The sequence below is a fragment of the Vibrio splendidus genome (assembly GCF_003345295.1).
Lineage (GTDB): Bacteria > Pseudomonadota > Gammaproteobacteria > Enterobacterales > Vibrionaceae > Vibrio > Vibrio splendidus_K.
In genome coordinates, this window is sequence record NZ_CP031055.1 from 1,463,078 (window position 1) to 1,479,139 (window position 16,062).

Below are 16,062 nucleotides of genomic sequence, written 5' to 3' on the forward strand. Positions count from 1 at the left end.
AAAGGGCATGTGCATAAGACGCTAATTGTTGTAATTAGAAATCTACACCTTATAAGCAATCTTAATGCCAATAAATAATGCATCAGATCTCATTAAATTGCTGTTATTTCGGACAAAACTGCGTCATTTAGCCCTCTAAAATGAATCAAAACATGAGCTAGGACAAAATGTCGCACATTGTCCCTGTTGCACAAAAGGTTAATTGGTACACTCTGTCCCAACTTTCCCCACCGGCTAATCATTATGTCTTTACCTAGTTCATCTGCACCCAACCTCAACCCGAACACATTGACTCAATATCAAGCGTTTTCCGTCTTGGTTGTGGATGATGAAATAGGTATGCAAGCTATTTTAAAGAAAGCACTGGGTAAGTTCTTTGGCAAGGTATCGAGTGCGGGGTCGGTTGAAGAAGCCGAAATACTGCGTTCGAGCGAGCATTTTGATCTGATTGTTCTTGATATCAACCTGCCAGGTCGGTCTGGTATTGAGTGGGAAGAGGCGTTTAACGACAACGACAAACGTGCCGATGTGATTTTCATGACAGGTTATGCTGATTTAGAGATGACGATATCTGCGCTTAAGCTTGGTGCTTCAGATTTTATTCTTAAGCCGTTCAACCTCGAACAAATGATACAAGCGGTTCTGCGTTGTATGGACAAGCGCCTTGACCAAAGAATGCAGTATGCGTTGAAGCGTGATGTTAGCCGTCATATCAAGACCGAATTGATCGGCAATTCAGACAAGACTAAACAGCTCAAATTGCTGATCAGTCAATTTGCACCGTCGAGAGCATCAGTTCTTATAGAAGGTGAGTCAGGTACAGGTAAAGAGCTGGTTGCTCGTGGTGTACATGAAGCCAGCAAGCGTAGTGGCCCATTTGTGCCAATCAACTGTGGTGCAATTGCGCCTGAACTTCTAGAAAGTGAGCTATTCGGGCATACCTCTGGCGCATTTACCGGCGCGAAGAAAAACCGTGAAGGTCTATTCAGAGTCGCAAGTGGTGGCACCTTGTTCCTTGATGAAATAGGTGAAATGCCACTGCCAATGCAAGCAGCGCTGTTACGCGTACTAGAGCAACGTACTATTCGTCCAGTTGGCAGTGAGAAAGAAATTGCCGTTGACGTACGTGTGGTGGCGGCGACTAACCGAAACCTTCAAGAAGAAGTCGATAAAGGCCACTTCCGTCGCGATCTGTTCTACCGACTCAATGTACTTAAGATTGATGTTGTGCCATTGAGAGAACGACCGTCTGATCTGATAGAGCTTGTTCCATACTTCACTCGTCTTTTATCAAGTGAACTGGGTATGCCGGTTCCAAACTGGGCACATGAAGATATCTTGGCAATGAATGAATACGAATGGCCGGGAAATATTCGCGAACTTAAGAACCTAGTCGAAAGATGCATTCTTTTAGACAAGCCACCAGCACACTATTGGCGCGAAATTAATGGTGATCCAGCCCCAATCAGCATTTCAGTGACGGTGTCACATGGAGCAGAAATACCAAACTTGAATAATGTAGACGCTGCTGAGGGTTACCCGAACACTTGGACACTCAAAGAAGTAGAAAAATCTCACATAGAACAACTGGTGAGTTTCCATGATGGCAATAAGTCTGCAGCTGCGAGAGATCTCGGTGTGGCGCGTAAAACACTAGAGCGTAAGTACAAAGAGTGGAACACAGAAGGCTCAGAATATGCCGATTAGACGTCATTGGTGGACAAAGTGGGCGTTCAGGTTCAAAACCATGGTGCGTTATCGCCTGCTATTTCTAACATCCGCTCCCATCATTCTTACCTTGTGTGCGCTTGTCGCTATAACACTGTATTGGTCAGTACATTACACGTGGCAGGGTGCTCTGATTGATGTCGATGAACGTTTGGATGTTGCCGACAACAGTATCCATCTAATTCAGAACCAACAGGCCTATAACGTTCAAGCATTTGCTGAGTCTTACAACTTCCGAATCAAACTCACGAGTGATATTTCGAAAGAAGAGCTCACACGTTGGGTTTCTGAAAACAAATCTCGCTATGAACTCGATTTCCTGCGCTGGCGTAGCGTCGAGAGCATGGAAAAAAAACTTGAATACCTCAATATGACACACAAAGAATCGTTCTTTAGTGTATTGAGCAAAAACGAACTCAACGATTTAGACCAAAACCTTGCCAGGCAAGCCGAAGTCCCAATGCTCAATAGTCAAAACGTTGAAACTCGGGGTTTGGTTAGCCGCACCGTTGTGTCGATTCGTGACAAGAATGATCACGTAATTGGTTTTCTTGATGGGGGGATCCTCCTTAATAACAGCACACAGTTGGTTGATCAGATCAGCAATCTCATTTATCCGCAACGCGAGGGGTTCAATCGTCGTATTGGCACCGTTACTGTGTTTCTTGATGACCTACGTGTCAGCACTAATGTACCGTTAAGCAGCGAAGAAAGTGCAGGGCGCGCCATTGGTACTCGTGTTTCTCACGAGGTTCATTCTAAAGTATTGAATGAAGGCAAAGAGTGGCTAGATAGAGCGTATGTTTACGACGCTTGGTACATTACTGCGTATCAACCGATTCATGACCAATTCGATAACGTCATCGGCATGCTTTATACCGGTTATCTGATTTGGCCATTAGTGGAAACATACTTGACTAACCTTGGCGAAATCAGCATTACGATTGTGTTGTTGTTACTGGCTTCTGGTTTGATCGTTCACCGTGGTGCTCGTGATCTTTTCAATCCCATTGAACGCATTCATAAAGTCGTCAAGCTAGTGCAGATGGGGCAAGACAAGCGAATTGGTACTCTTGGTTTGAACGATCAACACGAGCTGACTTTGCTCGCTAAACAATTCGACAAGATGTTAGATTTGCTGCACGAACGTAATCAAGAGATCCAACAAGCTGCTTCAGAACTCGAATGTAAGGTTCATTCTCGAACTGCTAGCTTGAAAGAGAAAACCGAAGAATTAGAACTGCATATCAAGCTGTTGAATCAAGCTCGAGACAAGCTGGTGGTCAATGAAAAGTTAGCCGCGCTAGGAGAATTAACCGCGGGCATTGCCCATGAGATTAATAACCCTACAGCGGTGATTCTTGGCAATGTCGAATTAATGAAGTTTGAACTCGGTGACGAAGTCGCTCGTGTAGACGAAGAAGTCCACGCCATCATGGAGCAGATTGACCGAATCCGAAACATCACACGAAGCCTGCTTCAATATAGCCGTCATGGTGGTGTACAAGATGAGATTACTTGGCAACACATCAATCCAATCGTTGATGAGAGTATTACGCTTGTCAAAACGGGGGCTAAGAAGAAGGGCATTGTGTACGTATCCCAACTGCACGCGAAAACGTCTGTCGAAGTGAACCGCAACCAATTGCTGCAGATTCTGGTTAATCTACAGATGAACGCGATTCACGCTATGGACGGAAAGGGCACATTAACTATTTCAAGTGAAGACTGGGTTGAAAATGGCGTGTCTCATGGGGCTATTGTTCATGTTGAAGACGAAGGCTGTGGTATCAAAGAAGAGCAACTGAAACGTATTTTCTCGCCTTTCTATACCACCAAACGAGACGGTACAGGTTTAGGTTTGTCAGTATCTCAAAGTATCTTGAGTCAAACAGGTGGCGAGATACGTGTCGAATCAGAAGTAGGCAAGGGAAGCCGCTTTAGTATCTACCTTCAGCAAAAAGCGACACCACAGTTGTTGGTCTCAAACCTATAAGTTTTAGCTTTAAGATCGAATCCAACCATATTATCACCTGATAATATTTCTATTGCGCTTGGGCGGTTACATGAACGTTTCAGCCCAAGCACGAAAATTCCGCACTACTAAACTATCGCCAACTAAATCTCAACCTCTGCCCGTTTGACGAGCACCTCCTTTTGGTTATGTAACACAGTGTATATCTTTTGATCTTGATGCATATCATCTGAACTGTACGAATTTTTGATACATTGACCCCAAATTCATAATCAAAAAATATAATAAAGTCAGTCAGCTATGAAATTAAGTAATCTATCTATTAAATCAAAACTTATCTCCATCGTCATTTTATCGGTTGTTCTATTGGTAATGGCGTCATCTTTCAACCTAATGCAACAACGTGAAAGCTCAATGCAAGAGCGCCAAGATAAACTCAGTGCTCAAGTCGAAACCGCGGTCAGCTTAGCGAGCTATTATTACAGCCAACGTAACGTGCTCGGTGAAGAAGTAGCAAAGAAACAAGCGCTGCAAGCGATTGAAACGCTTCGTTACGACACCACTAATTATTTCTGGATCTTAAACCAACAACTCAACGTTGTTATCCATCCATTAAAACCTGAACTCAATGGCAAGAACGCAGGTAACTTTAAAGATGGTGCAGGTAAACACCACTGGCGTGAGATGGTCAACATTTCACGTACCCCAGAGGAGAAAGGGTTTCTTGATTATCAATGGATGAGCCCGCAAGGTGAACTCAAAGACAAGATCTCATATGTACAGCTATTCCCTGAGTGGAATTGGATTGTTGGCTCGGGAATCTTAGTTGCGGATATTCAAGACGCTTTCTATGCATTAGCGCTCAAAGAAGGACTGGTCGCGGTTGTATTATCAGGCCTGTTGTTTGCTATGGGCTACGCGATTTCTAACAATATCCTTGTGCCACTTAACAAGCTTATCGACAACACCCATAAGATTGCAGATGGGGATCTTCGTGTACGCATGAACATGAAACGTAAAGATGAACTGGGCGATATGAGTAATCAAATTGATACCATGCTCAACAAGTTACAAAGCACGCTTCGTACAGCGAATGAATCAGCAGATTTATCCAGTAATATGGCGAGTCACATTGCACAAGCCAGTGAAGAGGCTGCGACCAGTGTTAACTCACAGCATGCTCAACTTGAGTTGTTGTCGACAGCGATGACAGAAATGAGTGCCACCATTTCTGATGTCGCTGTTAATGCTGAAAATACTGCCGCAAGCACCAATAAGGTTGTCGAGCACGCAAATCAGAACGACCAGAACATGCAAGTAACGTCTAAAACCATATCTCAAGTTTCAGAAAACATTTCGACCGCGAACGATCTCGTCAGAGACTTGCAATCTGGTGTCACAGAGATAAGCCAAGTGGTGAGCGTGATACGTGATGTATCTGAGCAAACTAACTTGTTAGCGCTTAATGCGGCAATAGAAGCAGCCCGAGCAGGTGAGCAAGGAAGAGGGTTCGCGGTAGTCGCAGATGAAGTCCGTAACCTCGCAAGCCGCACTCAAAACTCAACCAATGAAGTTCAATCGACGATTGAAAAACTGACTCAGCAAGCCGAGCGTACCTTTAAAGCAATGCAAAGCAGCAATGAGAAAGTCGATCACAGTGTTGTCGCGTCTAACGAAACTCGCCAACAACTCGATGTGATAGTGAATGAGCTTCATAACGCCAACGACATGGTCGCACAGATCGCCGCCGCATCGGAGCAACAAAGCACGGTAGCAACCGAAATGAGTGCAAGTGTCACAGGGATTCATCTTGCGGCTAACGAAGTACTGCAAGCTTCACAGTCGTTAGCTGAGGATAGTCAGAAAATGGCCAACACTACCGAGCACCTAACCGATCAGTTGAAGTACTTTAAGGTTTAACCGCTAAGGTTTTTCATAATGAACTATGCCAGTCACAGGTTTCTTATCTTCAAGAGATGAATCCGAGAAGCCCATAACAAGACACCTCCGCACTTGAGACAAGTTCGGAGGTGTTTTTGTTTGTAGATGACTGGATTGCTAACTCGCTCAACAAAAGAAGAGCATTAAGCCAATCTTGTTAATGTGCAGTCACTGAAATCTTCGGAGGGTTGATATTGTGTTTTCTAAACTCTTTCATCACACGCAAGGTAATATCGGTTTCAAACAGCTTCTCATACGCCGTGTCGACCACATAGGCCTTACAAGTTAGCTGTATCGCCAAGTAATTATCCGTGATCGTCTGTTTGACCAGAACCGTAACAGGCTTCGGCAAATGGATGTAACGACTAGAAGACGCCGCTTCTTGAATCAAGTCTCGAGCTAGGGTGATGTCTTCATTCATACCGACATAAAATGGAATCACCACCTGCATATCCAGCGCGCCATAGTTACCACTGGTCGTTACTTCGTTTAAGAACTTGTTGTTCGGGATCGTGATGATGTCATCGTTCAGGGTTCTCATTCGAACAGAACGCAAACCGATGGTAATGATGTCGCCATAGTTACCTTCAAACGTGACGCGGTCACCAACTTGAAAAGGTCTGTCAATCATCACAGTGATACCGGCGATGAATGATGCTGCCAAGTCTTTAAGCGCAAAGCCGACCGACACGGCGAGGGTACCACCAATCAAAGCCAGTATTTGATCGTTGATTCGAAAGCTCATCATGAACACGATAAGGCCGGTGCTCACGTAAATAAAGAATTGAGTAAACGACTGCAGTTTTTGTAGCAGCATTCGATATTGCACGAACTGACTACCAAAACTGGTCACCAACGAATTGATGAACTTAAGCAACAACCACATTGCGGCAATAACGATCATGGAGAAGAACACGCCGCTCCAACGCACTAAACTCGCAATCTTTGAGATGTTTTCTACGTTAGCTAACTCTTCCGTCGCGAAGGTCGGGAAACTGACAACACTTGCCAAGCCAACAAATAGTAGGATAAATAACTTCTTCATTTTACTTCACCAGTAGATGTTGACGGTCGAGAACATTAGTAATGTGGCGGAACCAGTGCTCAGAAATTCGAGCCTTTTCTTCATGCCAACCAATATAACCACGGCTTTCAAAATAACGTAGAATCCCGGTTATCTCTGCAATGCTCAGCTGAGTACATTCAGACAACACTTCCGGAGACGCTATCTCCAGTTGTACGATAGAGCGAAGTACAGCCAGCATAGGTTTTGGCATATTCTCTAGTTCCTGCGCTTCAGGAACATGGAACAGACGCACCACGGCTTGATCTGTCTCTTTATTGCGGTTCAAAGAGAGCCTAAAGAATCGCAGCGCAACGGTAGGGTTGCCATCAGAGTAGTGCCATAAGATTCGATAGAAGCCTTGGCGTGCACGTTCTTCTTCACTCATGTCATCTTGATCCCACTGCTTAGGGACAACTAAACCATCAAACGATAACGGCTTTTCAAGATCGGTATTGATGCGGCTAGTCAGTAGCTCACCAACTTGTTTCTCTGTCCAACGTGGTAGGAAACACACCAAGTCAAACAGCAGACGCTCGCCACGCGCTCTATCAACAAATCGCCAGCTTGATTTGGCAATCGATATCACGACACGGTGATTCTTTTTAGAACGACGGAGAAGGTTGGTTAAACGAATCAAATCAGACAAGCCACCGACCATTGGCTTAACCAATCGTTGGGCATTATCAATCGCAATTAGGTACGTGGTGTTACTTTTACGTAGGTGCGCCAAGATCTGAATCTCAGTCGCTTCTTCTTCCAAGCCGATGCTCACGGCTAGATGCGCTAAGAGCTCTTGGTAACCCGCGTAAGGGCAACTCACGTAAACAGGCTCTGCGTTGGATACTTTATGCAGCAAGGTATAAAGCAGCGTTGTTGCACCCACACCACGTTCGCCTGAAACAATACAAATAGCAGGGCTGTCCGACATCAAATAACGAGAGAGTTGCTTAACCTCATCACCCGCGTAATCAATTAAGGTGCTATCGATATTACCCGGCAGAATGTACTCATAGGTTTTGTCTCCTTTGATTCGAACCAAGTTTTGTTGGTTTTTATCAAGATCAGACTGCTTAGCCACTTCGATTCGAAAGAGATAGGCTAAGGCCTGACTAAACAACGTGTAACTAGAAAGCAATGCCATGATTCGATGTTGGAAGTTGTAAACACTCAACCAGACGATTCCAATTGCCGTCGCCAGTATATTAAGTAAGAAGGTTTCCTTGCGGTTTACCGCCCAGTTAACCCACACCGGACGATCGGAGATGTGTTGCAGCGTATCGAAGACTTTCGCTCTCCATAATCTAAGTACCGATATCGTGACCAGCACGAACCAGAAAAACAGCGCACTGTAGATCCAGCTGTAAATGGTGCCTTTACCCAGTGTGATGCTCGATATCTGCAAAGTCAGACCTGCAACAATAATACTCCAAACATAGCGACGAATAGTCGATAGTCTCAGCGCGATGACTTCTTGATTTGATGTGCGACCCAAGCGATACGCAAATTCAAGAATAAAGCTGATAGCAATCGAACCACCTAGAATCCACCACGTGAATATTTCTAGGAAAATCAGGTGCTGCAGGCTAGGGATGCTAGAAAGCACTCTCAAAGAAAGTGTGATAGCGATTAACCAAGCAATCGCACGCTCAGCGCGGCTGATATACCAAATCACACGAACCAGAAAAGGAGGGTTCGTTTTCGCTTCGAGAAAGTTAACTCTAAACAACTCAATCAAGCGAGTGCTGTTGGCAAGCCACCATACTAAACCGAAGTAAATGAACAGCACCTTTAGAGAAGCCCAAATGACAGGCACTGGAGAAATAAAAATGTCTTTAACTAATGCTTTAAAGCTACGAATTTGGAAGTAAACAAGATACTCAATATTGAGCTTGGTTAATTCCCACTCTTGTTTAAATTGAGTCACGCCGTATGGGCCAAAACCGGTTAAGCGCTCTTTATTCGCGGAGTTGGTCTGCTCTAACAGGTGCTGCTTACTTACGTTCAAGCTATTCAATGTGACGTAGCTCGTTTGCACGGCAAACCATTGATCGGCGTCGTTGTTATCTCTATAGGCTTTTACCTGTTGCTCGAAGGTTTTGATTTCCAGCTTTTGAACTCGCAGAACTTCGGCAAGTAAAATGTTGACTTGGCGTCTGTCCGACTGCTCCATAAAGAGGGGATCAGGTAGGGAATCAATACGCTTATCCAGATCTACAGCACTATTAGATACCTGAGGCTGAGATTGTAAGTCATATTCCAAGTTGGCATGACTCGGCCAAGAGAGAATGGCCAAAGTGAAGATTAAGAAGCGCGAAAGTGAACGCATAAAAGTCTCTTAGAATTATGAGGTTAGGATTACTATAGTTAGTTAATCTTACTTTGTGAAATCCAACCCCGTATCGGGGGCGAGTACTTTATTCCCGTTTCGGCTGATTTTGTCATGAAATTGTCAGAGATTAGGCTAGTCTTGCCTATGTCTGTTGTTGCTTTGATCGGGTTAGTTTTACTGTGACCAATCAGCATACGATATATTCAATGGTTGGCATGATTTGGGACGTTATATACCGCCCATTATAGGGCGCTGTTCGATATTTTGTTTTTCCTGAAAATAGATGGTTTTTTAACGACAAATAGAAAATCAAAAATGTGAGTCAGCTCAAACTATGATTTGGCTAGGTTATCACTCACTTAATGGCGAGTAATTGCAATCAAGACTTGCAGTTAAAGCCCCGAAGAAGTAACGTTGCGGCGTTTTTCACATTAAAAAGGTAACGGCATTGATCTCCACAGCAAATATCACCCAACAATTCGGCGCTAAGCCACTTTTCGAAAATATTTCAGTTAAGTTCGGCGAAGGCAACCGCTACGGTTTAATCGGCGCGAATGGCTGTGGTAAATCGACGTTCATGAAGATCCTATCTGGTGAACTTGAGCCAAGTGCAGGTAACGTAAGCTACGATCCAAATGAGCGCGTTGCTAAGCTAAACCAAGATCAGTTTGCTTATGAAGAATTCACGGTAATCGACACGGTTATCATGGGTCACAAAGAGCTTTGGGCGATTAAGCAAGAGCGTGACCGTATTTACTCTTTGCCTGAAATGAGCGAAGAAGACGGCATGAAAGTGGCTGACCTTGAAGTTCAGTTCGCTGAAATGGACGGTTACATGGCAGAAGCGAAAGCGGGTGAGCTTCTTCTTGCTGTAGGTATTGAAGAATCACTGCACTTCGGTCTAATGAGCGAAGTGGCACCAGGTTGGAAACTTCGTGTTCTATTGTCTCAAGTACTGTTTGCAGACCCGCATATCATGCTTCTTGACGAACCAACGAACAACCTGGACATGGACACCATCAAGTGGTTGGAAGATACGCTAAACCAACGTAACTGCACAATGATCATCATTTCGCATGACCGTCACTTCCTAAACTCAGTTTGTACACACATGGCTGACCTTGATTACGGCGCACTTCGTCTGTTCCCTGGTAACTACGATGAGTACATGACAGCAGCGACACAAGCTCGTGAACGTCTACTTTCTGATAACGCGAAGAAGAAAGCACAAATTGCTGAACTTCAAACGTTCGTTTCTCGTTTCTCTGCTAACGCATCTAAAGCGAAACAAGCGACATCTCGTGCTAAACAGATCGACAAGATTCAACTAGATGAAGTAAAAGCGTCTAGCCGTCAAAACCCATTCATCCGTTTCGAACAGTCTAAAGAGCTATTCCGTAACGCACTTGTGGTTGAAAACCTATCTCAAGGTTTTGAAGAAGACCTATACAACAAGTTCGATGCGATTTTCGAAGTTGGTGAGCGTGTTGCTATCATCGGTGAGAACGGTGTGGGTAAAACAACACTACTTAACACACTAGCGGGTGCTCTAGAAGCGCGTACTGGTGAATATAAGTGGTCTGAAAACTCAAACATCGGTTACTACGCTCAAGATCACGCACATGATTTTGAAGAAGATCTAAACCTGTTTGATTGGATGAGCCAATGGCGTCAAGAAGGCGAAGACGAGCAAGTTGTTCGTAGCTTCCTAGGTCGTATGCTGTTTGGCCAAGACGACATCAAGAAGTCGGTAAAGGTTATCTCTGGTGGTGAGCAAGGTCGTATGCTTCTTGGCAAGATCATGATGCACAAACCAAACATCCTGCTAATGGATGAACCAACGAACCACATGGATATGGAATCTATCGAAGCACTTAACTTGGCTCTTGAGAACTACAAAGGCACATTGTTCTTCGTTTCTCACGACCGTGTATTCGTAGACTCTCTAGCGACTCGTGTTCTTGAAATCAAAGACGGCAAGATCAACGACTTCCGCGGTACTTACGCTGAGTTCTTGAAAGCACGCGCTTAGTACGCATTAAACATGAATACGTAATACAACGTTAGTACGTATCCCTGATTAAAAAGGCCTCTATCTTTATGAATAAGATAGAGGCCTTTTGTTTATTTATATCACTTCACTTGTATCAGTTTTTCCATCGCAAATACGCCGAGCGGTGGTCTCAAATGCTTGCTGCTAATCAATATTTAAACTGCGCCACAATCTTCTCTAGCTTCACACTCACGTTCGATACTTGTTCACTGCAACGAACAGACCCAGATACCACTGTATGAGTATCACTCGCTAAGTGCGCGATATCAGTGATGCTGCGGTCAATCTCCGCTGATACCATGGATTGTTCTTCAGACGCTGTGGCAATCTGGCTGTTTAAGTCGAACATCTCGCCAACCTGAAAGTGTATCCCTTCAATCGCATTTACCACATCTTTGGTTTGGTGTTTAACTAACCCCGTTTGTTCTAGGCTTACCGACATCTTAGCGACCGTTTTTGCTATTCCAGACGTTAGGCCATGAATAGTCGATTCAATTTGATGGGTTGAATCGTTAGTCATTAGCGAAAGTTCTCTTACTTCAGACGCCACGACTGCAAACCCACGTCCATGATCACCAGCACGCGCAGCTTCTATCGCTGCATTTAGCGCGAGTAGGTTAGTTTGTTCCGCAATGCCCTGAATCGTAGTAACGACTTGGTTGATTTCACGACTCTGATCTTCGAGCTGAACAATTAGGTTTTGAGACTCTGCAATATTCTCGGCCAGCACATTAATGCTGTCATTGGTTGCGTGGGTTTCTTGTAATGCCTGATGTGCATTGTCTTTGATCTTCTCAGCGTTCATCGCCGCATTTTCTATGTTCGCCGTCACTTCATTACTGGTCATCACCAACTCATTAACTGCCGTCGCTACTGATTCAGATTGTTGCTTCTGCTTTTCAGCATTGCTCATACTTTTGATTGCCGCTTCTTCAGAGCTACACGAACTATCGGTCAACACTGTCATCACGCCAGACAGCTCTTTAATATTGCCATGCAGTTTATTGATGAAGGTATCGAAGGAGTGCGCCAACTGAGCAAGTTCATCATTGCCTTTGGCATTCATGCGCACGGTTAAGTCACCATCTCCATTGGCAATTGATTCCATCATCACGTTTATCGCTTTGATTCGCGCAAGTATGTTGCGACCAATAAACACCAACAGCAAAGAGAGCAGCGCAACAATCGCCGCACCAAAAAGGTGTAGTGTGTTTTTGGTATGTGTACTTGCCGCTGTGATAGCTTGGCTTATCTCGGTTTGTACGGCTTCAATGGCTTGTTCTGTTTGGTGGACGTTGCTACGTAAGGCACCTCTAAGACCGAGTTCTGCCGACAAACCTAAATTTGTGTTGGCCAATAGGAGCGTTTCAACCGCAGCTTTGTAGTCCGAATAGGCTTGCTCTGTTGCAACCGACGTTTGAGAGTAGGGTTCAAACTCTTTAAGAGCATCAGCTAGCGCCATATGTGTTTGGTCATTGATATGAGCGAGATAATGGAAGTCTTTTTCAATCAACTCCAACAACGCAAGCTCTAAAGCCAAACTTGATTCAGATTCGATCGCTGATTTTAACGCGGTTCTTTTGCCATCTAACGCAGCGACGAAACCTAAAGGCGCGGTCGTACGTTCAATGTTATTTACTTGTTCGACAATTTGGTGAAACTGCTTTTGATATTGATGAAGAGTGTCCGAAATCCGTGTCATTTGGTCAGACAAGTGAAGCTCGTGTGAAGCTAGAGTTTGGTTCAAAGTCACCAATCGTTGATTCAGGGTGTTGGCGGTTTTGTCAAAGCGTTTTGCGTATTTGTTATCGTGGCGAGACAAGAAATCTTTTTCGTGTCGCCTCAGGGTGAGTAGGTCAACAGAGCTCCTCAAATTTTCAGTAGCAGCACGTTCCAAAGATTCAAGCTTGTCTAAGCTGAACTGCTCATAGATGGCATAGATAAAGACTGAAACAAACAGGGTGAGGTTGATTAGAATGAATTTACTGCGTATTGAAAGAGACAGCGAATGACGCTGAGGTTCTGATGGATTACTCATGGTTAATTCCCTTTAAGCCAGTGACGTTAATATTCATCTTTGTTTTGTAATTAATAGATTCATTAAAATGATGAATATGTAACTAATAGCCTATCAGGTTGTTAAAGCAAGATTCGTTTACAACTAAGGTCGAGGGAGCCGTTATTTATCTACAAGCGAAAATCAGTGGGCACCGTTGATAGAAACCTCCAAGCTATATAGCTTACTAGGCATATCTTGAAATAAACTTTGAACAAATAAAAAATGCCACTCATCAAGGTTGTGAGCGGCATTGTTGTTTAGCTATATTGTTCGCCTAAAATCAACTTTAATTAGGCATGAGCTGGGCTTTTGAATCTAGCTTTCAGACGAAGCCTGTTCGCCTTTTACATCGAATTCAATCTTCTCTGCGCCAGTGAACACTTGGAAACGCAGGCCTTTAGCGCGAGCAATGGTTGTGATACCAAATTGCTGAGCCAAGTCTAAGCCCATTTGCGTTACGCCAGAGCGTGATAGCAGAACAGGAATACCCATCTGCGCCACTTTGATGACCATTTCAGAAGTCAGGCGGCCAGTAGTGTAAAAAATCTTATCTTCACCAGACTCTTTGTTAAGCCACATCTCACCAGCTAACGTATCTACCGCATTGTGACGGCCAACATCTTCAACAAACGATAGAACCTTGTCGTCTTTGCAAACAGCGCAACCATGTACCGCGCCAGCTTTCTTGTAGGTGTCGTTGTAATGAGTCAGTGCTTCTAAAGCCGTGTAAATTTCAGATTGCTTAATCTTGGTCTGAGGCACTTGGTAATCTTCCAACTGCTTCATCACGTTACCAAACATGGTGCCCTGACCACAGCCAGAGGTCACCGTCTTCTTCTTAAGCGCTTGCTCAAGTTGGCTCGTATCTTCTTTGGTGATAACCGCTGCAGAGCTGGTTTCCCAATCGATGATGATAGATTCAACCGCTTCAGGGTCAGAAAGGAAGCTTTGGTTCTTCAAATAACCCAAGACTAAAGATTCAGGGCGCGAGCCAAGCGTCATCAGGGTTACGATCTCTTTCCAGTTCAACATAACGGTAAGAGGGCGTTCACAAGCGATCTGTTTGGTTAGCTTCTCACCATATTCATCAAACACTTCAACTTCGATTGTTTGAAGTGGGTTTTCGCTAGTTTTTATTATGTTTGGTTTTACCACAATCACTTCCTACTTAATGAGATAGGGTTGTAACAAGAGGGTCTAACGCCGTTCTTGTTCATCGATTCTTTAACTCATGCTTAAAGCAAATCTTATTCCAAAATAACGGGTATTCAGGAAAACATGAAGCATTCGATTAAAATAGCGCAAAATATGAGAGTTCACCGAGTGGAGTTGTCTGAAATAACCAGTATCGACTAACGTTATAGTGACAACTTGATAACGAACGCTATAGATACGCTCTCGCAGTTAATCCGTATTGGCGTGTTTATTGCTTTATGGGGTGTATATGATTGCGCACAGTACAAAATGTCCTAAGTGCATTCAGACCAAAGAAAATCAATTGGGTGAAGTATGTCTGAGATAAAAGAATTCAAAGAACAATATGAAAAAACAGAAGCAGCTTGGCCAATCGGTGTCCAAAGAATAGAGAAAGAGATCAAAACAGGTATCTGGGTAACGACACAATGGGAATTGAAGGGGTTTGAACTGTCGCCAGAAGACGATGCCCAAGACGTTTGTTTACTCCAATTACATAAAGACGAGCGTACAGACTATCGTTTCAACCTAAGCTCTCAGCAACCTAAGCTTTTCTTAGTGATGGATAATGTCGATTCTGGTGTTAAGCCAGTTATTCAGTTACTTACAGCATCACAAACTGTTGCAGGGCAATACATGGACGGTGACAACCAAGTCCTTTCATACGACATTCCGCTACCTGTGCAAGCTTGGATGGAAGCCTTCATAGGCCGTCATGGTGAGTTGCTAGAAGCAAGACGTAAGAAACGTAAAGGTGCGGGTAGATCAAATGGCAACTAACTTCTTTAGCCGTTGGTCTCAACGAAAGCTTGACGAATCCACTGACGAAGCTTTGGAAGTAGAGCAAACACTGGAAGCACCGGAACTCACTTCCTCTGATTCTTCATCTTCTGAGATTTCGTCTGCTGATCTTTCTTCTGAAATGGAAGCAGCAGCGCCTCAGTCTTTAGATAGTGATCCTTTAGAAACCAATGAAGAAGTTCATGCTGCTGACGTTCAAGATCCCGCACCAGAAGCCACTGAAGACTTGTCTGTTGCTCAATTATTGGTATCAGAAGCCTCAGAAAGCGTAAAAAAAGCCGCATTGCGTAAATTATTCCTCTCAGAAGAATTCAATGTTCGTGATGGTTTAGATGATTACGACGACGATTACAGTAATTTAAAGTCTCTTTCTGAAGGGGTTGCGGAAACCCTGCGTGATTGGGTTAAAGATAAAACGGAAGAAGACACTACGCCAGAAGAAGACCAAGTCATTGATAATAAAGATGAAGGCTCAGTTTTAGAAACTTCTGAAAGCGATCTTGAGGCATCTGATAATGAACTTGAAACTTCAGAAAGTGCCGAAATAACCGAACAAGAAAAAGGACTGTATAAAAACACAGTATTAGATAAAAGCGCTACCACATCAGACGAAGATGACCTGAAAGAGATGGGACAAAATATACCACACAAAGAATAGGTACATTTTGACTAAATACTCAATGAACCGCTTGCGACAAAATGTCCCAAGCGGTTTTTTTATACGCACAATAAACGCTATAAAGAATTAAACTACTGATATATAAGGTTTATTAAATTGGCATGGCATTTGCTAAATAACGTTTATTATCAACTTTTTTGTAGATAGACGAATTCATAGTCTGACGAGCGAGACACTGGCTAAAGGGTTAGTTGTTAACGGATTACTCAGCAAGTTCTCTATCGCTTACTACAATGA

General features: G+C 43.8%; 10 protein-coding genes. 6 read left to right on the forward strand and 4 right to left on the reverse strand.

The annotated features are described in order from the left end of the window. Positions 1-243: 243 nt before the first annotated feature. The 3 genes from DUN60_RS06650 to DUN60_RS06660 all read left to right on the forward strand — a co-directional run bounded on the left by DUN60_RS06650 (position 244) and on the right by DUN60_RS06660 (position 5,623). A complete protein-coding gene (locus tag DUN60_RS06650; RefSeq protein WP_114633554.1) occupies positions 244-1,707 on the forward strand; it encodes a sigma-54-dependent transcriptional regulator in 1,464 nt (487 codons plus the stop codon). Beyond that, positions 1,697-3,724, forward strand: coding sequence for a sensor histidine kinase (locus tag DUN60_RS06655; protein WP_114633555.1), 2,028 nt, complete (start codon positions 1,697-1,699; stop codon positions 3,722-3,724). The genes DUN60_RS06650 and DUN60_RS06655 overlap by 11 nt, the downstream gene beginning before the upstream one ends. A gap of 279 nt (positions 3,725-4,003) precedes the next feature. Next, positions 4,004-5,623: a methyl-accepting chemotaxis protein gene (locus tag DUN60_RS06660; RefSeq protein ID WP_114633556.1), complete on the forward strand. Its 1,620-nt coding sequence runs from the start codon at positions 4,004-4,006 to the stop codon at positions 5,621-5,623. Between the two features lie 178 nt (positions 5,624-5,801). On the opposite strand, the gene DUN60_RS06665 is transcribed toward DUN60_RS06660, so the two are convergent. Then, complete coding sequence (locus tag DUN60_RS06665) at positions 5,802-6,689, reverse strand: mechanosensitive ion channel family protein (protein WP_017077251.1); 888 nt, start codon at positions 6,687-6,689, stop codon at positions 5,802-5,804. A 1-nt stretch (position 6,690) separates the two neighbouring features. Then, positions 6,691-9,036: an ATP-binding protein gene (locus tag DUN60_RS06670; protein WP_054547742.1), complete on the reverse strand. Its 2,346-nt coding sequence runs from the start codon at positions 9,034-9,036 to the stop codon at positions 6,691-6,693. A gap of 451 nt (positions 9,037-9,487) precedes the next feature. On the opposite strand from DUN60_RS06670, the gene DUN60_RS06675 reads away from it, so the two are divergent. Beyond that, positions 9,488-11,071: an ABC-F family ATPase gene (locus DUN60_RS06675; protein ID WP_017077249.1), complete on the forward strand. Its 1,584-nt coding sequence runs from the start codon at positions 9,488-9,490 to the stop codon at positions 11,069-11,071. A 169-nt stretch (positions 11,072-11,240) separates the two neighbouring features. On the opposite strand, the gene DUN60_RS06680 is transcribed toward DUN60_RS06675, so the two are convergent. Together DUN60_RS06680 and fdhD are read right to left on the reverse strand one after the other, a co-directional pair. After that, positions 11,241-13,130 carry a methyl-accepting chemotaxis protein gene (locus DUN60_RS06680; RefSeq protein WP_114633557.1) on the reverse strand — a complete coding sequence of 630 codons (1,890 nt, stop codon included), beginning with the start codon at positions 13,128-13,130 and terminating at the stop codon, positions 11,241-11,243. Between the two features lie 336 nt (positions 13,131-13,466). Next, positions 13,467-14,306 (reverse strand): formate dehydrogenase accessory sulfurtransferase FdhD, encoded by an 840-nt coding sequence (gene fdhD, locus DUN60_RS06685; protein WP_065205200.1) that lies wholly within the window; start codon positions 14,304-14,306, stop codon positions 13,467-13,469. Between the two features lie 354 nt (positions 14,307-14,660). On the opposite strand from fdhD, the gene DUN60_RS06690 reads away from it, so the two are divergent. Together DUN60_RS06690 and DUN60_RS06695 are read left to right on the forward strand one after the other, a co-directional pair. Then, positions 14,661-15,125 carry a DUF3305 domain-containing protein gene (locus DUN60_RS06690; protein WP_016788660.1) on the forward strand — a complete coding sequence of 155 codons (465 nt, stop codon included), beginning with the start codon at positions 14,661-14,663 and terminating at the stop codon, positions 15,123-15,125. Then, positions 15,115-15,804, forward strand: a complete 690-nt coding sequence (locus DUN60_RS06695; protein WP_114633558.1) for a DUF3306 domain-containing protein — start codon at positions 15,115-15,117, stop codon at positions 15,802-15,804. Before DUN60_RS06690 ends, DUN60_RS06695 begins: the two co-directional genes overlap by 11 nt. The last annotated feature ends 258 nt before the right edge of the window (positions 15,805-16,062 follow it).

What these genes read in the sequence shown, in the direction of transcription:
- DUN60_RS06650 (WP_114633554.1), top strand. Translation starts at nt 244, where the DNA reads ATGTCTTTACCTAGTTCATCTGCACCCAACCTCAACCCGAACACATTG.
- DUN60_RS06655 (WP_114633555.1), top strand. Translation starts at nt 1,697, where the DNA reads ATGCCGATTAGACGTCATTGGTGGACAAAGTGGGCGTTCAGGTTCAAA.
- DUN60_RS06660 (WP_114633556.1), top strand. Translation starts at nt 4,004, where the DNA reads ATGAAATTAAGTAATCTATCTATTAAATCAAAACTTATCTCCATCGTC.
- DUN60_RS06665 (WP_017077251.1), bottom strand. Translation starts at nt 6,689, where the DNA reads ATGAAGAAGTTATTTATCCTACTATTTGTTGGCTTGGCAAGTGTTGTC.
- DUN60_RS06670 (WP_054547742.1), bottom strand. Translation starts at nt 9,036, where the DNA reads ATGCGTTCACTTTCGCGCTTCTTAATCTTCACTTTGGCCATTCTCTCT.
- DUN60_RS06680 (WP_114633557.1), bottom strand. Translation starts at nt 13,130, where the DNA reads ATGAGTAATCCATCAGAACCTCAGCGTCATTCGCTGTCTCTTTCAATA.
- DUN60_RS06690 (WP_016788660.1), top strand. Translation starts at nt 14,661, where the DNA reads ATGTCTGAGATAAAAGAATTCAAAGAACAATATGAAAAAACAGAAGCA.
- DUN60_RS06695 (WP_114633558.1), top strand. Translation starts at nt 15,115, where the DNA reads ATGGCAACTAACTTCTTTAGCCGTTGGTCTCAACGAAAGCTTGACGAA.